At 62.7% G+C, this 21,928-nt stretch carries 16 protein-coding genes; 10 read left to right on the top strand and 6 right to left on the bottom strand.

Annotated features, from left to right (window positions below; translation table 11 throughout):
• Positions 1–90 precede the first annotated feature (90 nt).
• On the bottom strand, positions 91–2,280 hold the full coding sequence (locus tag ACNKU3_RS00230; protein WP_418257386.1) for a TonB-dependent receptor: 2,190 nt from the start codon (positions 2,278–2,280) through the stop codon (positions 91–93).
• 143 nt (positions 2,281–2,423) lie between these two features.
• Here ACNKU3_RS00230 and ACNKU3_RS00225 point away from each other — a divergent pair, with 143 nt between their 5' ends.
• The 4 genes from ACNKU3_RS00225 to ACNKU3_RS00210 all read left to right on the top strand — a co-directional run bounded on the left by ACNKU3_RS00225 (position 2,424) and on the right by ACNKU3_RS00210 (position 6,651).
• The gene (locus ACNKU3_RS00225; RefSeq protein WP_418257385.1) at positions 2,424–3,191 is read left to right on the top strand and encodes an SDR family NAD(P)-dependent oxidoreductase; all 768 of its coding nucleotides are present in this window, start codon (positions 2,424–2,426) and stop codon (positions 3,189–3,191) included.
• A 185-nt stretch (positions 3,192–3,376) separates the two neighbouring features.
• On the top strand, positions 3,377–4,708 hold the full coding sequence (locus ACNKU3_RS00220) for an aromatic ring-hydroxylating oxygenase subunit alpha (RefSeq protein ID WP_418257384.1): 1,332 nt from the start codon (positions 3,377–3,379) through the stop codon (positions 4,706–4,708).
• Positions 4,709–4,760: 52 nt separating this feature from the next.
• Positions 4,761–5,180, top strand: coding sequence for a nuclear transport factor 2 family protein (locus ACNKU3_RS00215; protein ID WP_418257383.1), 420 nt, complete (start codon positions 4,761–4,763; stop codon positions 5,178–5,180).
• Between the two features lie 19 nt (positions 5,181–5,199).
• Positions 5,200–6,651 carry a WS/DGAT/MGAT family O-acyltransferase gene (locus ACNKU3_RS00210; protein ID WP_418257382.1) on the top strand — a complete coding sequence of 484 codons (1,452 nt, stop codon included), beginning with the start codon at positions 5,200–5,202 and terminating at the stop codon, positions 6,649–6,651.
• 117 nt (positions 6,652–6,768) lie between these two features.
• On the opposite strand, the gene ACNKU3_RS00205 is transcribed toward ACNKU3_RS00210, so the two are convergent.
• Genes ACNKU3_RS00205 through ACNKU3_RS00195 form a run of 3 tightly spaced genes read right to left on the bottom strand, consistent with a single transcriptional unit; the run spans position 6,769 to position 8,937 of the window.
• Entirely contained in the window at positions 6,769–7,782 is a 1,014-nt protein-coding gene (locus ACNKU3_RS00205; RefSeq protein ID WP_418257381.1) for an NADP-dependent oxidoreductase, read from the bottom strand.
• A 6-nt stretch (positions 7,783–7,788) separates the two neighbouring features.
• Positions 7,789–8,154, bottom strand: a complete 366-nt coding sequence (locus ACNKU3_RS00200; RefSeq protein WP_418257380.1) for an EthD domain-containing protein — start codon at positions 8,152–8,154, stop codon at positions 7,789–7,791.
• A gap of 12 nt (positions 8,155–8,166) precedes the next feature.
• Positions 8,167–8,937 (bottom strand): SDR family NAD(P)-dependent oxidoreductase, encoded by a 771-nt coding sequence (locus ACNKU3_RS00195; protein WP_418257379.1) that lies wholly within the window; start codon positions 8,935–8,937, stop codon positions 8,167–8,169.
• 664 nt (positions 8,938–9,601) lie between these two features.
• Between ACNKU3_RS00195 and ACNKU3_RS00190 the strand changes: the two genes are divergently transcribed.
• The 5 genes from ACNKU3_RS00190 to ACNKU3_RS00170 all read left to right on the top strand — a co-directional run bounded on the left by ACNKU3_RS00190 (position 9,602) and on the right by ACNKU3_RS00170 (position 15,950).
• Positions 9,602–11,554: a PQQ-binding-like beta-propeller repeat protein gene (locus tag ACNKU3_RS00190; protein WP_418257378.1), complete on the top strand. Its 1,953-nt coding sequence runs from the start codon at positions 9,602–9,604 to the stop codon at positions 11,552–11,554.
• Positions 11,551–12,144 carry a carboxymuconolactone decarboxylase family protein gene (locus ACNKU3_RS00185; protein ID WP_418257377.1) on the top strand — a complete coding sequence of 198 codons (594 nt, stop codon included), beginning with the start codon at positions 11,551–11,553 and terminating at the stop codon, positions 12,142–12,144. The genes ACNKU3_RS00190 and ACNKU3_RS00185 overlap by 4 nt, the downstream gene beginning before the upstream one ends.
• Positions 12,145–12,179: 35 nt before the next feature.
• Complete coding sequence (locus tag ACNKU3_RS00180) at positions 12,180–12,623, top strand: nuclear transport factor 2 family protein (protein WP_418257376.1); 444 nt, start codon at positions 12,180–12,182, stop codon at positions 12,621–12,623.
• A gap of 20 nt (positions 12,624–12,643) precedes the next feature.
• Entirely contained in the window at positions 12,644–14,092 is a 1,449-nt protein-coding gene (locus ACNKU3_RS00175; RefSeq protein WP_418257375.1) for an FAD-dependent oxidoreductase, read from the top strand.
• Between the two features lie 124 nt (positions 14,093–14,216).
• The gene (locus tag ACNKU3_RS00170; RefSeq protein ID WP_418257374.1) at positions 14,217–15,950 is read left to right on the top strand and encodes an FAD-dependent oxidoreductase; all 1,734 of its coding nucleotides are present in this window, start codon (positions 14,217–14,219) and stop codon (positions 15,948–15,950) included.
• Positions 15,951–16,168: 218 nt separating this feature from the next.
• Here ACNKU3_RS00170 and ACNKU3_RS00165 read toward each other — a convergent pair whose 3' ends face one another.
• Positions 16,169–18,496, bottom strand: coding sequence for a sulfatase-like hydrolase/transferase (locus ACNKU3_RS00165; protein ID WP_418257373.1), 2,328 nt, complete (start codon positions 18,494–18,496; stop codon positions 16,169–16,171).
• A 183-nt stretch (positions 18,497–18,679) separates the two neighbouring features.
• A complete protein-coding gene (locus ACNKU3_RS00160) occupies positions 18,680–20,929 on the bottom strand; it encodes a TonB-dependent receptor (RefSeq protein ID WP_418257372.1) in 2,250 nt (749 codons plus the stop codon).
• A gap of 206 nt (positions 20,930–21,135) precedes the next feature.
• Between ACNKU3_RS00160 and ACNKU3_RS00155 the strand changes: the two genes are divergently transcribed.
• Positions 21,136–21,765: a TetR/AcrR family transcriptional regulator gene (locus ACNKU3_RS00155; RefSeq protein ID WP_418257371.1), complete on the top strand. Its 630-nt coding sequence runs from the start codon at positions 21,136–21,138 to the stop codon at positions 21,763–21,765.
• Positions 21,766–21,928 lie beyond the last annotated feature (163 nt).

The raw sequence follows: 21,928 nt of genomic DNA, 5'->3' as shown, positions 1-21,928 counted from the left end.
GCCTCTGCCGCGAAAATGCCGAAGGGCATTGCGCCGAAACAAAAAAAGCCCGCCGGGAGAACCGGCGGGCTTCGGTTGCGGCTATCGAGGTCAGAAGTTGTAGGTAAGATCCACCCCGTACTCCCGCGGCGCCCCGAGGGAGACCGAGGCGAAGGCCGGCGGCCCCCACAGGCTCTGCGCGATATATTCCTTGTCGGTCAGGTTACGACCGTACACGCCGACACCCCAGCGGTCGCTCTCCGGCCGCCAGCTGATCTTGGCGTTGACCAGGGTGATATCGCCGATGCGCTCCTCGGGGAAGTTGGTGTAGTTGCTCACCTTGGGCGCGCTGTGGGTAACCTGGGCGAAGAAATTGGTCTCGCCGCCGAACAGGCCCAGGGTGTAGTTGACGCTGGCGTTGCCGCTCCAGCGCGGCGCGTTCATCAGCGGGTTGCCCTTGAAGCTGACGGTTTCCAGCTGGCCGGTCACCGGGTCCAGCGCCTCGGTATCGTACTCGTCGTACTGGGAGCTCAGGTAGGCAGCCGCCAGGTTGAATACCAGGTCTGGGGTAGCGTAGGCGGTGACCTCCAGTTCGGCCCCGGAGGAGTGCGCTTTACCGGCGTTCTGCACGCTGGCGCTGTTGGCACCGCTGGGGTAGGTGATGTTCTGGGTAACCTGCATGTCCTCGTACTCGTTGTAGAACACCGCCAGGTTGGTGCGCACCCGGTCGTCGAACAGGTCAGCCTTGTAGCCCACCTCGATGGTGTCCAGGTACTCCGGATCGAAGGGGCCAATATCCGCTGCGACCACAATGCGCCCGGTAAAGCCGCCGGACTTGAAGCCGTGGGCGTAGTAACCGTAGACCATCATCGAATCGGCGAACTGGTAATCGACACCGACCTTGTAGCCCACCTCGTCCCAGGACTCATCGCCATCGGCGGTGACCACCGAGCCCGGGATCACCGGGTCCTTGAAGGAGGCCGGGCCGCCGTCGGGGCTGAAGGTCAGCGAGGTCAGGGAGAAGGCCTCGGTCTCCTCGTGGGAATAGCGCAGGCCTGCCTGCAGGGTCAGGCTGTCGGTCAGGTCGTAATAACCCTGGGCGAACAGCGAGGCGGACCAGTTTTCCTGCTTCTGCTGCTGCGGCTGGCCGAGGCCGGGAGCGAAGCCGTCCAGTACGCCCTCCTGGTCGAGCTGGTATTCCTGCTGGAAGTAGAACGCGCCAGCGGTCATGCGGAAGCGGTCGCCGATCTCGAAACTGTCGCGGATTTCCTGGGAGAACTGCTGGTGGTCGATCTGCCGGTGGGTCTGCAGGAGCTGCAGGGTGGTGGCGTCGTCGTCACTGTAGAGGTCGTGATCGTATTCCCGGTAGTTGGTGATCGACACCCAGTCGCCCGAGTCCGCGCTCCAGTTCTGGGTCAGTGTCAGGGAATAGGAATCCTTGTCGTTCTGGTCGGGCAGGCCGGCGCTCTGGCCGCGCCGGTAGATCGGCTCCAGGCTGGTCTGGCCCGGCACGTAAAGCACGATGGACTCATCGGCGGAGTTGCGGTTGGTCTGCGAACCGTTGCGTTGCAGCGTGTACTCGCCGATCAGGGTGGCGTCGTAGTTGTCCGCATCGTACTTCAGGTAGCCGCGGAAGGAAGTGAGGTCCACCGAACCCAGGTTGTTGCCGTTGCGGTAGTTCTTGAAGTAGCCCTCGTTCTCCGTGTGCAGGACGCTCACCTTGCCCGCCAGGCTGTCGGTAATCGGGAAGTTCACCGCACCGTTGAGGTCCAGTCGGTCGTAGTTGCCCACGGTAGCCTGCAGTTCACCACCGAATTCGCCGGTGGGCTGCTTGGTCACCACGTTGACCACGCCGCCGGTGGTATTGGCGCCGAACAGGGTTCCCTGGGGGCCGCGCAGGATTTCGATGCGCTCGATATCGAACAGGGACAGCAGTGCAGCGGTGTTGACGCCCACCACCACGCCGTCGACGACCACGGATACCGTGGTACCCACGTAGGGGTCGGCATCGTTTACCCCGATACCGCGGATGGTGAACACCGCCGAGTCCGGGGAGTTGGAGAAGTGGTTCATCTGCACGTTGGGCAGGGAGTTGTTCAGTCCCTCGATGTTGGTGATGTTCTGCGCGGCGATGGCATCGCCAGTGATCGCAGTCACCGCAATGGGCACTTCCTGCATGCTTTCCTGGCGTTTCTGCGCAGTTACCACGACCTCTTCAAGCTGTGCAAAAGCACCGTTGGAGGCCAGTACACTGCCGGCAATCAGCCAGGGTAAACGTACTTTGGGGTTTAGTGTTTTCATGGGTATGTCACTCTTCTGGTGTTATTGGACAAGCCAAAGGTAGCAACAGCCCCATTAAAAATCAATACTGACTGTTTTGTTTATTTGGATACCGGGTTATCATGTGCTTATCCGGTTCAGCCTAACTCGGGAGAATAATCACAATGCTCAAAGGTCTGGAAGGTAAAACCGCACTCGTCACTGGCGCCTCCGGCGAAATCGGTCGCGCCGCCTGCGCCCGCCTGCTGGCGGAGGGCGCCAACGTCATTGGACTGGACCTGAACCAGTCGGCGCTGGACACCCATCTCGATGCCCGGGTGGTCAAGGTAGCGGGTAGCGTCAGCGACCCACAGGCGGTGGCCGCCGCGGTAGACGCCGCAATCGAACAGTTTGGCGGGCTCGACCTCGCCTTCCTCAATGCCGGCGTCGAATGCCGCGCCGCACCCGTGGTGGATTTCAGCGAACGCGAATACGAGCGGGTTTTCGACGTCAATGTGCGCGGCATTTTCCTCTGCGCCCAGGCCGTCGTCCGGCACCTGCTGGACAGCGACAAGCCCGGCGCCCTGTTGCTGATGGCCTCGATTGCCGGCCTGCAGGGCAGTCCCAACACAGCGATCTATAATGCATCCAAGCACGCGGTCATCGGCCTCGGCAAAAGCCTGGCGCTGGAAGTCGGCAGCAAGGGTATCCGGGTCAATATGATCTGCCCGGGCACCATCGATACCCGCATGATGCATTCGCTGGAAGAGACCATGGGCGCAGCCTCGGGTATCGATGCCAGGGACATGCACAACATGATGGCGGCGGGCAACGCCCTGGGCCGCTATGGCACGGCGGAGGAGATCGCCTCGATGGCGGTCTGGGCGCTGAGCGACGAGGCGCCCTACTGTCACGGGGAGACACTGACCATCAGTGGCGGCCTGACGGCCTGAGTGTACCAGCGGCTGGCCCCTCGCCTGCGCGGGAATCGCCGCCAATTAAATACAATCACCCTTGTTTTTTTATGGATATACTGCTAGTTTAGTCCAATACCATAAACGCGGAGACGGCACCGCCCCTGAATCGGCAGTGCCATACGCCCCCGGAACCAAGCTGGCACCGTGCCAGGAGGATAATAATGACCGATACGTCCCTGCCGCGCGAACTGCAGCGGCCACCCAAGCAAACCGAAGCCGCCCTCGAGGGCAACCTGGTCAGCGCCACTCGCTATACCTCGGCCGACTACCTGCAGCGCGAATTCGAGCGGGTCTGGCGCCGGGTATGGAACATCGGCGGTGTCAGCTACCAGATGCCGGAGCCCGGCGACTACCTCACCGCCGAACTGGGTCCCGACTCGATCATCATGACCCGCCAGGACGACGGCAGCGTGCGCGCCTACCACAACGCCTGCGCCCACCGCGCCGCGCGCATCACCGAGGCGGCCGAGGGCCACGTGCAGCGTTTCCAGTGCCCCTACCACGGTTGGCAGTTCGACCGCGCCGGCGTGGTGGTCGACGTGCCCAGCCCGGAGGACTTCCCCCAGGGCAACCCCTGCGGCACCCAGCGCCTCAAGGAGGTCCGCTGCGAGGAGCGCTTCGGCATGGTCTGGTTCAACATGGACGACAGTGCGCCGGGCCTGGCCGAGTTTCTCGGCGAAACCGTGGTGCGGGAACTCGAGTCACACCGCATGGAGGAGATGGTGCGGGTGCTGGACATCACCGCCGAGGCGGAGTGCAACTGGAAGATCCTCACCGACAACTTCAACGAGTCCTACCACGTGACCGTGCTGCACCCGGAACTGGTGCCCTATATCGCGGCGGACTACGACGACTGCCAGTACGACCTGCTGCCCGGCGGCCACAACCGCGGCTGGTTCCCCTCGTTCATGCCCTCGAAGGTCTGGGACAAGGAGACCATCGGTGAACCCCTGGTCAGCCTTGCCGCCGCCTGGGACATCGACAGCAGCCAGTACGTGGGCCGCGACAGCTGGAAGCAGCTGCGCCTGGACGTGCAGAAGAAAAAGCGCGAGCTGGGGGAGGAAAAAGGCTTCAAGCACTACGAGTGGCTGGCGGACTACCAGCTCACCGACTACGTGATCTACAACATCTTCCCCAACAACGTCATCACCGTGGGTCCGGACGGCGTGCAACTGCTGCGGCCACGCCCGCACCCCACGGACCCGGCACAGCACCTGTTCGACCACTGGTGGCTGGTGAACCGGATCGAGGGGCAGGAGTTCACCCCCTCCCCCGCGGGCGGCCCCGACCTGCCGGTGGAAGACGCCGAACACGAGCATATCCGCTACGGTGAGAAAACCCTCGGCAGAACCGCCGACCAGGATCTCAGCATCGGCAAGGCCCAGCAGCGCGGGCTGACCTCGGCCGGTTACCAGGAGAACTTCTACCTGGCCAACCAGGAGCGACGGGTGCAGCGTTTCCACGAGGTACTCGACAAGTACATGGCGGAATAACATCCGCCATTACCAAGCTACCGTACGCAGCGATTACCCCGAGGATTCTCCCATGTCGTTCACCGGCCCCTTCGAAGACCGCTTCGCCATCCGCGAACTGATGGAGCACTATGCCGATGCAGTCATGCAGCGGGACGCCGCATCCTGGAGCGAGGTTTGGGCGGAGGACGCCACCTGGTCGCTGCCGGAATTCGAGGGCCTGGAATGGTTCGAGGGCAAGCACGCCATCGTCGAGGGCTGGAAGGCCTCCATGGGTGACTACCCGGGCCTGATCTATATCGCCACGCCCGGCGCCATCAATGTCGATGGCGACGAGGCCACCGCACGCACCTACACCTCGGAAATATTCCCCGGCCCGGACGGCGGCACCCTGCGCGTGCGTGGCCAGTACAACGACAAGCTGCGCAAGTACCACGGGCGCTGGCTGTTCACTTCACGGCTGTATAAAACCCTGCGCACAGATCCGTCCTGAGGGACGAAGGCAAACAACCATGCCCTATGAAAGAGTCAGCCTGTCCGACGCCTCCTGGCTGCTGATGGAGAGCCGGGAACGGCCGATGCACGTCGCCACCCTGCTGATCTACTCCCTGCCGGACAATGCCGGCGACGATTACCTCGGCAACCTGGTGCGCGACCTGCGCGGTTCGACCGAGTTCGCCGACCCCTTTAACCGCAGGCTGGTGGATAACAGCCTGCGCCTGATGACCCCCATGTGGACGCGGGATTACGACCTCGACATGGAGTTCCACGTGCGCCACCAGGCACTCCCGCAACCCGGCGGTGAGCGCGAACTGGGCATGCTGATCTCGCGCCTGCACAGCAACCCGATGGACTTCAGTCGTCCGCTGTGGGAGTACCACGTGATCGAGGGGCTGGATGACAATCGCTGGGCGGTCTACTTCAAGATGCACCACTCGATGGTGGACGGCATCGCCGGTATCCGTATGCTGCAACGCTCCATGTCCGCCGACCCGGAGGAAACCGGCACCCCGGCACTGTGGAGCGCCCACCCGCCGGTCGAGGAACACGCCCGCGCCAGCCACTCGCCGCTGGCGCTGCTGCGCACCGCCGCGCACACCGTCGGTTCCGTGGTCGGTGTGGGCAGGGGCCTGCTGAGCATCGTGCGCGCGGCGCGCGACCGCGACGACCCGGCCAAGCTGCCCTTCCAGACGCCAGTGTCCATACTCAATCACCGGATTCACAGCCAGCGGCGGTTCGCTACCCAGCAATACGAATTCGAGCGCATCCGCAAACTGTCCAAGCAGGCTGGCTGCACGGTCAACGATATCATCCTGGCCCTGTGCAGCGGCGCACTGCGGCGCTTCCTCAAGGAACTCGGCGCCCTGCCGGGACGCGCCCTGACCGCGGGTATCCCGGTCTCCCTGCGCGCCAAGGACGACGAGGGCGCGGGCTCCGCGGTCAGTTTCATCATCGCCGACCTCGCCACCAATATCGCCGATCCCCAGCGCCGGCTGAAGTCCATTTCCTCCTCGACCCGGCGCGCCAAGGCGCTGATGAGCGACATGCCACGGGACACTATCGAGCGCTACACCGCCGCGGTGATGACCCCCTACAGCCTGCAGATGCTCGCCGGCCTCGAGGGCCGCACGCGGCCGGTGTTCAACGTGACGATATCCAATGTCCCCGGGCCGACGGAGCCCCTGTATTTTCGCGGCTCCCGGCTGGAGGCGATGTACCCGGTCTCCGCGGTCACCCACGGCCAGGCGCTCAACATCACCTGCTACAGCTACGCCGGCACGCTTACCTTCGGTTTCGCCGGTTGCCGCGACACCCTGCCCCACATGCAGCGACTGGCGGTATATACGGGCGAGGCACTGGAGGAACTGGAGCAGGTTTTCAGTCGCGCCAACAAGTCCGGGGGCAAGGCAAAAACGCTCAGTGCGGTGGTGCCGAAGCGCGAGAGAAGCACCGCCAGCAGCTGACGGCCACCGGGTTACGGCGGGCGGCCCTGCGGCCGCCGCGCTGCCGGCTAGTGCAAGTCAATTGCTGTGTTGATCGCGGCCCTGCGCCCGCTGTACCAGTCAGCGAGCCCCAGCCAATCAATCCGCGGCCAGGCGCACCAGGCACTTGCCGCGCGAACGGCCGTGCATCATGTCGCAGAAGGCCCGCGGCGCTGCTTCCAGCCCGTCGTAGACCTGGTTGAAACTCTTCAGTGAACCCTGCTGCAGGTAGCGGCCGAGCTCGCTGATGGCCGCGGGAAACTGCGCGGCGTAGTCTGAGAACATGAAGCCCTGCGCGTTGGCCCGCTTGGTAATCAGTTCCCAGGTGTTGTACACCGGCTGCGGTTGTTCCGCTTCATACTGGGCGATGGCCCCACAGAGGACGATACGCGCGCCCTCGCGCAGGTTGCCGAGGGCGGCATCGAGCACCGTACCGCCGACATTGTCGAACATGATGTCGATGCCTTGCGGCGCGAACTCGGCCAGCGCCGCGGGCAGGTCCGGGTAGCGCTCGCGACTGATCGCGATGTGATAACCCACCTCATCGCGCAGCCACCGTGCCTTGGCCTCACTGCTGGTCAGGCCGATGCAGTGGCATCCGGCGATGCGCCCGAGTTGCCCGACCACGGTACCCACGGCGCCGCCGGCTGCGCTGACCAGCAGCACGTCGCCCTGCTGCGGACGGCCGATATCCTGCAAGCCGAACCACGCGGTCATTCCGGTGGGGCCCAGGGTGGACATGTATTCGTGCAGGGGCACCCGCGGATCGACCTCGAGAATGCTGCACAGGTCGCTGCCATCGAGCAGGCTGTACTCCTCCCAGGCGGTGCGTGCGCTGACGATGGCGCCTTCCGGGAAATCCGGGTGCCGGCTTTCGATTACCTCGCCCAGGACGATGCTCTGGACCGCTTCATCCAGCGGCATTCCCGGCAGGTAGTTATCGCCGGAGTCGGCATTCATCCACTGGCGAAAGCCCGCGTCCATGGAAAAGTAGCGATTGCGGGTCACAAAGGTCCCTTCGACCACCTGCGGGCGCGCTCCCTCGCGCAGGGCAAAGTCCCCCTCGACAATTTCACCGTCGGGATAGCGGGCCAGTACGATACTGCGGTTCATCAGCGGTCAGTCCATGTTGGATTCATATTCTTCGACAAAGAACGAGCGAATGCTGTCCCGGTCGAACAGCCGCGCTTCGTCCTCGGCGATCTCCGCTGCGATGTCCGGTTGCGCCAGGCGCGCCATCACCGCGTCGAAGGTGTAGCGGTCGGGAAACCAGATTTCCATCAGCACGTCGTAGTCGTTTTCCACGGCGGCGTGGGCCGCCGTCGCCACCGGCGTGAGGAACCGCCGCACATAGCGCACCGCGTGCGGCCGCAGGTAACGTTCGCCGAGCAGGCGGTGGCCGTCGCGCAAGGACTCGTAGGCGTCGATGAACTCGGCCATCGACAGGCCCGGCTTGCGCTTCATCAGGGAGACAAGCTTGAGCATCTGTGTCGCGCCCTAGCCGCCCATCATCTCTTCGGCGGTCGGTATCCGGCACAGGGTCTGCCCGCCCGAGATATCGATCAGCTGCCCGGTAATAAACGCCTCGTCCGACGCCAGCCACAGGGCCGCATTGGCCATGTCCTCGGGCTGCGGCAGGCGGCCCAGGGGAATTTCCTTGAGGAAGGCGGCTTTCAGGCTGGGGATATCAAGGTAGGCGGCAGTCATCGCACTGGGGGTAAAACCGGGCGACAGGGAATTGATACGGATATTCTGCGGGCCGTATTCCACGGCGGCTACCCGCACGATCTGGTCGGCACCTTTCTTGGTCCCGGAATAGATGGCGAGCCCGGGCGGCGCCAGTATGGTGGCCTGTGACGAGGTCGTGACGATGGACCCGCCGTCTTTCATCCGCGCGGCCATCTGCTTGATAAACAGCGCCGTGCCGATCAGGTGTACGTCGCAGGCCTGCTGCAGGATTTCGCGGGTGCACTCAGCCACACTGGTCTGGGCGTCGACGCCGGAAAAATTCAGCGCAGCGTCCAGTTTGCCGTAGGCTTCCACTGCGGTATCCGCAAGCGCCGAGAGCTGCTCTTCATCGCTGATGTCGCAGGCCACGGCCTTCGCGCCGAGCGCCTCGGCGACCTCCGCGACCCGGTCCAGCCGGCGCGCCGCGAGCACCAGGTTGGCGCCCTCCTGGGCAAAGCGCCGCGCGGTCGCAGCGCCCATGCTGCGCTCATCCGAGGCGCCGAGTATGACGATGGACTTGCCTTCCAGTCTGCCAGCCATGTTCTTCTCCTGTTTGTATTGGGTGAGTAGTGGGAAGCCGGCTACGCCGCCGGCCGCATTGCCTGAAAGAAGGGGTAACCTGCGTTGTCACGAAAACTGCGTGGTGTGAAACCGGCGGTAGCATCCATCTCTTATTCTCCAGTCAAGGCTGGTCGGTATGCGTTGCGAACAGGCATTCTGGCACATGCGCAGCCATTAAACAAACAATATAGTCGGTTTTGTTTGATCGGGCACCCGCGCAGCAAAAAAAAGCCCCGCCTTGGGGGCGGGGCAAACGCACTGCGGGGCGAAACCCCGCCTCGCCTGATAAGTCAGTTGCTGGAAACCATGGAAAGATGGGAGGCATTGCGCTTTGTCGCCAGGCTGTCGCCAGCGGCCCGGCACTCCGGTCGCGGCCGACAGGGCGTTGTGACTGCGTCGAAACCATCAAGCCGGTTAGGTCCAGTCCTTAACTGAATCTGCATGCAATCGCTCTCTGGTTATAAATCGATCAGTGAAAGGCAGTGTGGCACACTTCCCTGCAATTTAAAACCATCATTGACGTTTTTTATTTGCAGACCTAAACTGCGGACATCCGAACATTGGAAAGCTGCGGTACTGCCTCACCTGCCTGTCCGGAAATCTCAGCCCGATAACACATTCAAACACCGGCGGAGCACACTCTATGTCACGTATTACCAGCCCATGGACTGCTGAAAAATTTTCTTCCAGCCTTTCCAGGCGGCTCTTCAAACACTACCTCGGTGCGGCGATAGCTTCCGCCGCCCTGCTCGGGATACCGGCCCACGGTGCGCCGGCTCCCGCCACAGAGAGCGCTAGCGGCCAGCCCGGAGAAGCCACCTACAAGCAAGTTTGTGCGGTCTGCCACGAAGCCGGTGTATCCAAGGCGCCCAGCCGTTCCATGCTGGGATTCATGGCGCCCGGCACCATCCATACGGCGATTACCAGCGGTATCATGCAGGCCCAGGCGAGCCACCTGAGCGACCAGCAGAAACGGGATGTCGTCCGCTACCTGACCGGGCGCGACCCGGATGCCAGCGCCAGCGAAGCCCGGCTGCCGATGTGTAGCGGACAGGCAGACAAGTTTGATGCCAGCCGGCCCCCGCAACTGGTCGGCTGGGGTTTTACCCCGGACAATCGCCGGGAAATCCCCCCGGCAGTGGCGGGCATTGACCGCGACAACGTGTCCCGGCTGGAGCTGCAGTGGGTATTCGCCTTCCCCGACGCAGTGCGCGCCCGCTCGCACCCCGCCGCCGCGGGAGGCGCTATCTACGTGGGCAGCCAGGATGGCACCGTCTACGCCCTCGACCGCGAGAGCGGCTGTGTCCGCTGGCATTTCAGGGCGCGCAGCGAAGTGCGTACCGCTATCGTGGTTGCGCCATGGGTGGCTCCTGGCGACGCCGTAAACCCCCTGCTCTATTTCGGTGATTTCCTCGGCAATGTCTACGCGCTCGCGGCGAAGACCGGCGAGCTGGTCTGGAGCGCACGGCCGGACGACCATCCCAATGCGACCATCACCGGTTCCCCGACGCTGTTTGGCGGCAAGCTCTATGTCCCGGTCTCCTCGCTCGAGGTCACCTCCGCGGCGGATCCGGCCTACGGCTGCTGCTCCTTCCGCGGCTCCGTCGTCGCCTACGACGCGGCCAGTGGCAAACAGCTGTGGAAAACCTACACCATTGAAAACCCGCCGGCCGCCCAGAAGGAAAACGCCGCGGGCGTCATGCAGTACGGACCCTCCGGCGCCCCCATCTGGAACTCGCCTGCAATCGACGCCAAACGCGGCCAACTCTACGTTGGCACCGGGGAAAACTACTCATCCCCGGCCAACGGCAGCAGCGACGCGATTATCGCCATGGACCTGGAAACCGGCGCCACCCGCTGGGTGTTCCAGGCCACCAGCGGCGATGCCTGGAATAGCGCCTGTATTCTGGAAGATACCACCAACTGTCCCGCCGAAGACGGCCCCGACTTCGACTTCGGTGGCGCAGCCCTGCTCGCCAGCGGCGCGGACGGCCGCGAACTGGTACTCGCCGGCCAGAAATCCGGCATGGTCTGGGCGCTCAATCCGGAGGATGGCGGCCTGGTATGGAAACAGCGGGCCGGTCGCGGCGGCGTGATTGGCGGCGTGCATTTCGGTGTCGCCGTCTCCGGCGACGCCCTGATCGTTCCGGTCGCCGACGCCATAGCCGACCCGACCTACCGCAACAATTACACCGGCCAACCGATGCCCGGCGTCGTTGCGCTGGATATCGCCACCGGCAAGATTCGCTGGCGCTGGGACGCGGTCGACGTCTGCGAGGGACGCCCCTACTGCATGCCCGGTAACAGCGCGGTTCCCACCGCGACTCCGGAACTCGCCATCGCCGGCAGTCTCGACGGACACCTGCGCATCCACGACGTGCGCAACGGCGAGATCCTCTGGGATTTCGATACCGCCCGGGATTACCCGGAAACCCTCACCGGGCTCCCCGGCAGGGGTGGCGCCCTGGAAGGCGGCGCCGCTGCGCTGCTGGATAACGGCATGCTGTTCGTGAACTCCGGATACATGTTCAACCAGCACATGCCCGGCAACGTGCTGCTGGCATTCAAAGTCGCCAACGAGGCCCCGACACCATGAGCAGGATCGAGAAACTTCCCCCCGAGCAATGGCCGGCCTGGCTGCGCGAACGTTTCGCCGCCGATGAGGCGAGCGCGCTGGAACTCGGCACCATGCGCATGTTCGCGCACTGCCCGGAGATCGCCGCCGGGATCATCGCCCTCGGCGCCGGCATCAAGGCCGACCGCAGCCTGTCGGAGCGGCTGATCGAACTGGTGCGGCTGCGGGTGGCCTTTCACAACCAGTGCCGCAGTTGCATGGCCATTCGCTACCGGGACGCGGTCGACGCAGGGGTTACCGAAGACCTTGTCTGCTCACTGGAAAACCCGCCGGCCACCGGCGAACTCAGCGATGCGGAGAAAGCCGCCCTCGACTACGCGGACAAATTCGCCAACAACCACCTGTCCATTGACGACCGGGACTTCGCCAACCTGCGCCGCTATTTTACTGAGCCACAGCTGGTGGAGCTCGGTGCCTGGGTCGCCTTTTGCGTCGGCTTCGGCCGCCTCGGCGCCGTCTGGGACATGGTCGAGGAACTGCCTGACGCCTATCGCGACAAATCCGCGGGACCCGTTACCCCCTGGAGCGGACAACCCACGGTGGTGCGCTGATTACCCGACACCCAGCAAAAACAGGAGGCCCGAGCATGGCCGCTGACGCACTGCAACGATTGACTGACGAGTCCGACATCCACCGGGTACTCACACTCTACGCCGAGTTACTGGACCGGCGCGACTACGACGGGCTCGACGCGGTATTCACCGCCGACGCGACCACACACTACGAGGGCGTCGGCAACTTCGATGGCATAGCGGCCATCAAGGGCCTGATGTCGAAAGTGCTGGACCAGTGCGGACCCACCCAGCACCTGCTGGGTACGGTGCGCGTCGAGGTCGACGGCGACACGGCCCAGGCGAGCTGTTACCTGCAGGCCATTCATGTGGGCAGGGGCGACTACGCGAGCAACCTGCACACAGTCTGGGGCGAGTACCGCGACCGGCTGCAGCGCACGCCACAGGGCTGGCGCATCACCCACCGGGAACTCGCAGGTATTCACGCCGAGGGCGACATCGGCCTGCAACTGGACTAACCACAGGAGGCAATTGCAACGTGCAGGATAAAGTCATCAGTATCGAAGCAGTCCCCGAGTTTCACGACCAGTGTGACCTGCTGGTCATCGGCTATGGCATCGCCGGCGCCTGCGCTGCCCTGGAGGCCGCACGGGCGGGGGGCGATGTGCTGGTACTGGAACGCTCGAGTGCCGGCGGTGGCGCGAGTGCGCTTTCCTCCGGAATCTTCTACCTCGGTGGTGGTACCGCGGTACAGGAAGCCTGTGGCTTCGAGGACAGCGCCGACAACATGTACCGCTTCATGACCGCCAGCATGGGCAGCGAAGATGCCGAGCTGGTACAGCGCTACTGCGCGGACAATGTCGCCCACTTCGACTGGCTGGAAACCCAGGGGATTCCCTTCGAACGCAGCTATCACAAGGACAAGGCTGTCTTCCTGCTGACCACGGAGGGTCTCCTGAGCACCGGCAACGAAAAAGTCTGGCCCTACCGGGAGATCGCGCGACCGGTGCCGCGCGGCCACCAGGTGGCGCAGGAAGGGGAAAGCCCCGGCTCCGCCGCCATGGAGGCACTGATCGCCCGCTGCGCCGAAGCCGGTGTACGCAGTGCCTGTGATACCCAGGTCAACGCATTGATACGCGATGGCGAAGGTCGCATCTGTGGCGTTCGCGCCCGCCAGCAGGGCCAGGACCGCTATTTCAGGGCCGACCGCGGCGTGGTCATGGCCACCGGCGGCTTCTCCATGAACGAGACCATGGTGCGTGCGCACTGGCCCCAGTACAGCGAGACCTGCGAGCCCCTCGGCGGCGCCTACAGCGACGGTTCCGGTATCGAGCTCGGCAGCGCGGCGGGCGGGCGCACCGAGGCCATGGACGGCGTCATCGCCACGGCCTCGATCTACCCGCCGGGGCAACTCATCAAGGGCATCGTGGTCAATCGCAACGGCCACCGCTTCGTCGCCGAGGACAGCTACCACGGCCGCCTCGGCGGTTTTATTGCCGAACAGCCGGAGCAGCGCGCCTACCTGATTGTCGACGCGGAGATTTTTGCCTACCCGGAAATCGAAACCGCTCGTCACCAGCTGGTCGATGGCTTCGAGACTGTCGAGGAAATGGAACAGCGACTGGAGATGCCGGCGGGGGCGCTGCAAACGACCATGGCCGAGTACAACCGCCACGCGAGGGAGGCCAGCGACCCCCAGTTCCAGAAGCACGCCGACTGGCTGAAACCACTGGACCAGGGCCCCTGGGCGGCCTTCGACATTTCCTTCGATCGCTCCAGCTACCTGTTCATCACCCTGGGCGGCCTGAAAATCGACTGCGAGGCCCGGGTGGTCGATGCCCGAGGCCAGGTCATTCCCGGCCTCTTCGCCGCGGGCGCCTGTACGACGCACATTCCGAAAAGCGGCAAGAGCTATGCCAGCGGCATGAGCCTGGGGCCCGGCTCCTATTTCGGCCGGGTGGCGGGCCGCTGCGCAATGAGCGGTTGAAGGAAGTAACGCGACGAGTGTGGAACCAGTGCTGCCAGTGCAGGAATTCTGGCCAGCTCTCCAACGTATTCGGGGGCCACGCGCTTGTTCGCAGTGACCACGATCGCAGGAGTATGCAGCAACCATGAGCAACGAAAACAGGCGCGGGTTTCGTCGCCGCCAACTCCTTGCGAGCGCCGGCGCACTGGCCGGCATCGGCGCATCCAGTGCACACTCCGGCCCGGTTGCTGCTACAGCAGAACAGGTCAAGTGGGACCGCGAGACCGACGTCGTCTGCGTCGGCAGCGGCGCTGCCGCCTGCGCCGCGGCGATAACAGCGCGCCAGGCGGGCGCCGAGGTCATCCTGCTGGAAAAAATGCCGCTGACCGGTGGCACTACCCTCAAGTCCAGCGGCGTCGCCTGGATTCCCAACCACCCCTACCTGCGCGCGCGGGGCATCGAGGACAGGAAAGAAGACTGCCTCAGGTACCTCGCCCGATACGCCTATCCCCAGCATTACACAGCGGAAAGCCCCACCCTGGGCCTGAGCGAGTCAAACTACAGGCTGCTGGAAGCCTTTTACGACAACGGCTCGAAAATGGTCGAATTCCTGCAGGACAGCGCTGTCATCCAGTTCCAGGAATTCACCATGTGGGGGCTCGACACCTACGCCCCGGACTACGCCGATCACCTGCCGGAAAACAAGGTTCCCCGGGGTCGCGCAATGGAACCCGCCAGCTCCAGCGCGGGCGGAGGCCCGCTGGCAACGACCCTTGTCGCCTGGCTCGAAAACCATGGCGTGCCGGCACATACCGACCATCGCGTCACCGGCCTGGTCAAGGAAGGCAAGCGGGTTGTCGGGGTCGAGGTCGACAGGCTCGGCGAAACCCTGCGAATCAAGGCCCGCAGGGGGGTGATCTTCGGCACCGGCGGCTACGCTCACAATGCCGGCCTGATCAGCGAGCACCAGACCGCCCTCTACGGCAGTTGCGCCATGCCCGGCGCCACTGGAGATTTTATCGCCATTGCCGGCGCGGCGGGCGCCGCCATGGGCGGACTGCACATGGCCTGGCGCTCCCAGGTCCAGTTCGAGGAGGCTGTCACCAACCGCTTCCGCGGTCTGTGCTGCTTCGTCCTCCCCGGCGATTCGATGATCGTGGTCAACAAATACGGTCGTCGCGTCACCAACGAGAAACGCAACTACAACGACCGCACCCGGACCCACTTCTACTGGGACCCGACCCGCGAGGAGTACACCAATCACCTGCAGTTCATGGTGTTCGACCAGCGCAGCCTGGACGCCTTCGGCGGCGCCTACCCCTTGCCCACCAGCCCGCGGGAATCCCGGTCGCTCATCCGCGGTGAAACCTGGGATGAACTGGTCGCGAATATCGGGAAACACCTGGAAAACGTGGCGGAACACAGCGGTGGCGTCAAACTCGATGAAAACTTCGCGGCAGAATTGCAGGCAAGCCGTGAGCGCTTCAACGGCTATGCGAAAACCGGTGTGGACAAGGAATTCCAGCGCGGCAGCCACGCCTACGATGCCGACTGGCACAAACTGTTTTCAGCGCGCCGGGCCGGCACCGCATACCCGGAGAACCCCTACCCCAGCCTGGTCATGCACCCCTTCGCCGAGGAAGGGCCCTACTACGCCATCATCCTCGCCGCCGGCGCCCTGGATACCTGCGGCGGACCGCAGATCAATCACCACGCCCAGGTACTCGACGTGCACGGCGAACCGATTCCCGGCCTCTACGGCGCCGGCAACTGCATTGCCAGCCCGACCCGCCAGGCCTATGCCGGCGCCGGCGGCACCATTGGCCCGGCACTGACCTTCGGCTACATTGCCGGGCGCCATGTGACAGGGCAGTCCTGACAGGTTCACCGCAGGGGCTCCGGGGTATCGGCAACATGGCCGACAGAGCGGGGCTCCATCACTGCAATTTCCCCTCTGGCGTCCACGACCACTCACCCGGGCACAAATAAAAAGGGCCAGCCGATGGCCTTTGAACACCGGCTGGCCAAGGTCTTATGAGGTCTGGAAACGAATCTCCGGATCGGCCGCCCCGCAGGCCCGCGGAGCGAGAGCCGGTGTCACGGGGCCTCCCCTGATAGCGTTAGCACCCGTACTGTCACCTTGTCGATACTGCCTGTGAATACACTCCCAGCGATGCTGTAGTCGTCATTGACAGGCGTGATCGTGTCACGGCCAATATCCAGCCCCTCGGTATGGGACATCCAGCCGGCAACGGTCCTTTCGATCCGACCGCTGGCGATCTCCCGGCCATCGAGGGACAGCGTGAGGGTCCCCGGCGTGCCGGGGGTAGCGTCGTCGGCGACGAATGTGGCAGTCAGCCGCTGCCTGCCCGCGACGAGCCGCTGTTTGGCGCGGATGGAATACTGGTCCAGCCCCACCGCGTTGTAGTGAAACACCGGCCGGCCATCATCGAGGTAAAGGGCATAGCCGCCGAACCGCCCGCCCTGGGTAATGATTACCCCATGGGCAGTCGATTCGGGCAGTACAATATCAGCGTCAATCGTGAATGAACGACCGATGGTGTGCGGTGCCGCATCCTCATTGATCCGGCTTATCCCCGCCGGATATTCGAAGCTGCTGCGCCCGGCGCCCATGGAGGGGCGTCCTTCGCTGCCCTGGCTGTAATCGTGTATCGGCAGAATGTTGTTCTTCCCGGCCTCGACCCAGAACAGCTTCTGCATTTCCGCCAGTTTTACCGGTTCCGATTCCGCCAGATCGACCGCCGATGAAAAATCCTCATCGAGGTTGAAGAGAGACCACTTGCGTTCATCGACCCCCACATCCAGCCGGCGTTCTCCGGCCGCGCCGGCCTCCCAGGCAGCACGCTTGGGCAGGGTGCCGGCAATCCAGCCATCGTGGTAGATACCGAAATTCTCCATCATCTCGTATACCTGCATGTTGCGCCGTGACGTCGCGTCGGGGTGGTTGAAGCTGTAGAGCAGGCTGACGCCGTCGACCTTCTGCTGTTCGACGCCGTTCAGGGTCTCCGGCACCTTGACACCGGCAGCCTCCAGCACGGTGGGCATTACATCCGAGACATGCGCATACTGCCCCCGCATGCCACCCCTGTCGCCAATTACCCCGGGCCAGGAAACAACCACGCCATTGCGCACTCCGCCCGCCTGGGAGGCCACCTGCTTCCACCAGGGAAACGGCGAATTCAATGCCCAGGCCCAGGCCGCGGGAATATGGTTGTAGGCATTGGGGCCGCCGATTTCATCGATGTTATCCAGCAACTCGGAAAAATCTTCAGATCGGCCAGTAATCGTCGATTGCTCATAGAGCAGGCCATTCATGCCACCTTCAGCACTGGCGCCGTTATCTCCCTGGATGTAGATCACCAGGGTATTATCGAATTCGCCAGTCTGCCGGATGGCATCGATCACCCGTCCGGCCTGGAAATCCGTATAGGCCAGCGACGCCGCATAGGCTTCCATCAGCCTGGCATACAGCCGCCGCTGATCCTTCGACAGGGAAGACCAGGCCGGCAGTTCGTCGACACGCGGTGAAAGCCCGGCGTCAGCAGGGATTACCCCAATCGCCTTTTGCCGCTCGTAGGTCTGTTCGCGTGTCGCGTCCCAGCCCTGGTCGAATTTCCCGCGAAACTTCTCCAGCCACTCCCTCGGCGCATGATGCGGCGTATGGGCCGTGCCCGGGGCGTAATAGATAAAAAATGGCTTGTCCGGGGCGACCGCTTGCTGCTCCTGGATCCAGGCGATGGCCTTGTCCGCCATATCCCTGTCGAAGTGATAGCCCGGCTGATCCGTTGGCGCCTCAACGGGCCGGGTATTCTCGACCAGCCCGGGATTCCACATGGACGTATCCGCGGAAAGAAACCCATAGAAATACTCAAAGCCCAGGCCCGTCGGCCAGCGATCGTAGGGGCCCGCCATGCTCATCTCCCATTCCGGGGTGAGATGGCCCTTGCCAAACATGGCGGTGTTGTAACCGCTCTGCTTGAGAATCTCCGCCAGGGTACCCGCGGATTTGGGAATGACCGTGGTATAGCCGTCGTAACCCGTGGCCAGGTTGGTGACATTTCCCATGTTCACATTGTGCGGGTAGCGACCCGTCAACAGAGAGGCACGCGTCGGTGAACACAGCGCCGTGGTGTTGAAGCGGTTGTAACGCAGCCCCTGCTCCGCCAGTTCATCGAAAGTGGGCGTCGGGACCGGGCCACCGAAGGCAGAAGTCGCTCCGAAACCAACATCGTCGGTCATGATGACCAGTACGTTGGGCGCCCCGGCAGGCGCCTTGATCGCGGCCGGCCAACGCGGCTCATGGGTTTCCTGCACCGTCCGGCCAACGCGATCAGAGGCGTTAACCAGCAGGCTGGGGACAAGTAACAATCCGAGGAGCAAGTGGCGCCCCAGGGAAGGTCGCATACCCCTGCCACCGGGCTCTCTGCCCAGTGCACCCGCGCCACTCTTCCACGACAGCTCGGTGGAAGTGGCAGGCGCTGCGAACAACGCTGGGAAGGCAACAGGATTATGTTCTGTAGCTGCAACAGTTTTCATTTGACGTTCGTACCTTGTATTCAAAAAAGCGGGATGCGTACTTCCGTTGCGCTACCAGCGATAGTTGAAGCTGACTCCCGCTTCGCGGGGCGGTGCATAGCTGACAAATCCCTGGAAGCCTGTCGTCTCGAAGCCGCTGGTGATATAGCGCTCGTCCAGGAGATTCCGTGCCCATACCGAGACTGACCACTCATCCGAATCCGGCGCCCACTGCAAACTCGCATTCACCAGGTGGGTTTCCTGGACCAGCGAGCGCGGCCGATTGAACAAATTGGTCAGGTATTTTTCGTCCGTATAGGAGTACTCCAGCACGGCTGTCGCCAGGCCCGAGGCGACGGGAATGTCATAACGCGCGCTCGCACTGGCCGTCCATTCGGGAGAGTTCTGTAGCGGCTGTCCCGACATATCCACCCTGAGCTGGGTAGCCGGGTCAATTGGTTCAAAGTCGTCATACTCCGCATCCAGGTAAGCGAAAGACGCGCGCAGTGTCAGTTGGTCGGTAGGAATGGCGGTGAGGTCCAGTTCCAATCCGCTGATCGTGGAACCCGCCGCGTTAACGATCGAATTACCCTGGATACGAATGCCATCCGGGCGATCCACGTTGTAAATCTGGGCGAGCTGCATGTCCTTGTAATCGTTGTAGAACAACGCCAGATTGGCGCGCAGGAGCCCGTCGAGAAAGTCTCCTTTCATCCCGACTTCAAAGGTATCGACCGTCTCTGGATCGAAGGGACCAATATCTTCCGGTATGCCTATCCGCCCAACGAAACCACCCGACTTGAAGCCGCGCGCATAGTACCCGTAAAGCATCAGGTCCTCGTTGACAGCCCAGTCGAGGCCAATTTTCCCACCAAGGTTTTCCCAGGTGTCGTCACCCTCGGCTTCGACGGCGCCTTGCGGGTTGAAGTCCGGAAACCATTGGGCAATTCCGTCGGGGCTGACATAGTTGTAGGTCGACGCGTCCATCTCGGTTTCTTCCACGCTGTAGCGCAAACCGAACTGGAGAACCAGGGAATCCGTCAGGTCCAGGTAGTTTTGCATGAACACCGACGCCGACCAGTTGTCCTGCTCCTGCGGATAGGTCTGGGTCAGGCCGGGAACCACGCCCTGGAGCCTCACGCTTTGAAACTGCTCGTAGTTGGTCTGCATGAAAAAGCCGCCAATCATCATCTCGAGTCGATCTGACGGATTGAATGTGGTGCGTAATTCCTGCGATAACTGCCAACCCTCGGTGTCCCGGTACACATCCATTATCCAGTCGGCGCTGGCGTCCTGGTCCGTGTAGTTCTCCAGGGCGTATTGCTTGTAGTTGCTGATGGAGACGACATCGCCAATAGCCGTGTTGAACCAGTTCATGGTCAGCGTGCCGGAATAGGAATCGAGATCATTCATGTCGGGAGTAGAGTCGTTGGCGGAGCGATACTTGTCCGGAGCCTCGCAAGCGCTCTGCTGGTCACTGCAAGGACGCTCGTATCCCAGGTTGGGGATATACAGGCGGTCGGTGGGTACCGCGCCGTTTGCTATCACTGGCGAACCGTCCCTGCCCCGGACCACTTCCGCAATCAGGGTCGCGTCGAAATCGTCTGTCGGCGTCCACTTCAGGTAACCCCGGCCGGCAGTGACATTCCGGCTGCCCATGTCTTTCCCGTCAACGATATTCCTGATCCAGCCATCGCGACTGTGCTGCATGAACGTCACCTTGCCTGCCAGCACGTTTTCGATAATCGGGAAATCTGCGGCAATGCTGGAATCAATGCGATTCCAGTTGCCCAGCGTCAAACGCGCCTTGCCCCCGAACTCCCCTGTAGGCTGTTCGGTAGCGATATTGATGACACCACCTGTCGAGTTCGCCCCGAACAAAGTGCCCTGGGGGCCTTTCAGTACCTCGACGCGCTGGATATCGAACAGGTCCAGAAGGGCGACCTGGTTGAAATACTGTGGGACACCGTCCATGACGATTGAAACTGTATTGCCGGCATAGGGATCGGGTTCTATCACACCAATACCGCGGATACTGAAAACCGCAGTATTGGGGGCGTTGCCAAAGTGGTTGATCTGGACATTGGGGATGCTGCCCCGCAGTTGCTCCAGGTTCACGACATTAAACGTTTCCAGCGAATCTCCCGTCACTGTTGCAATGGCAATGGGGACATCCTGCATGCTCTCGGTCCGCTTCTGGGCGGTGACCATCACCTCTTCGAGTTGTTGGGCAAGGACGGCATTGGCTGCGAGGACACCAGCAAGCATCGCGGCAGTACTGGCGCCACGGAAGCCATAAAGCATAGGGAGTGAGTTTTTCATTACGTGACCTGTGTGGTTAGTGAATTATTGTTTCCATATACAAACCAACGATATGGCTTTAAACAAACTGAACTGTTTTGTTTAGTTTGGTGTACTATGGGTCATCAGCCAACCAGTTGTCAACACACTGTTGGGTAATCGTTATACGAAACTGGTATAAAGGATTATTCTATTCCCCACTAACGTAGAGACGTGAAACCAGGGCCATGCCATCCAACGAAAAACGCCGGGCACCCAATCAACTTTCCCCGGACCGCGAGATAGAAATAATCGAGGCGGCTCGCAGTATTTTTGTCGAGTATGGGCTCGGCAATGCCACCACCGAGCTCATCGCCCGGCGTGCCGGTATCAGCAAGGCAACCCTCTACCGACGCTACAGTGACAAGGAGGCCCTGTTTGCGGAAGTCCTGATCCGGGAGGCAAAGCAACTGCAGGAGGGCCTTGAAGACTTCCAGCTGGCGGTGGACGATCCTGTCGCCAGCATTCGCGAAGCAGCGCGTGTCATGCAAGCCCACGCCTCGACAGCCCGCCACACGGAGATTCGCCGTCTGATGCTCGCGGAAGCCTCCCGCTATCCCGAGCTCGTCCTCGAGGCGCGCAACACCCTGACCGCGGCTTTTCAAAACCGTCTAGCCCCCTATTTCAGCGAGCTGATCAAACAGGGAAAAATGCGCAAGATAGACCCGCAACACGCTGCCGCAACCTTTGGCATCGTGATCTCCGGAGGATTTCGTCACCTGTATAACGTGAAACTCTCTCCCGCAGAGAAAAAGAAGTTTTTCCAGCAGGATATCGAGCTGTTTATCTATGGCTGGCTGATCGACGCCAAACCGTAAGCGCCCCTGAGGGTACGTTTCCGCAGGTTTCCAACCCGGAGCGCCTGCGGCGCTGACCTTCAGCTATAGTAACGGACGCCCTGCGACGGCGCGGCCCCGGGCAGCGCATGACTGCCCGTACCTGGAAAATACCGGATCGTGGTCGGCGCCGCCCGGGAGCAGG

This window comes from Haliea sp. E17, from assembly GCF_048323675.1.
GTDB lineage: Bacteria > Pseudomonadota > Gammaproteobacteria > Pseudomonadales > Halieaceae > Mangrovimicrobium.
This window is presented reverse-complemented; position numbering and strand designations above follow the sequence as displayed.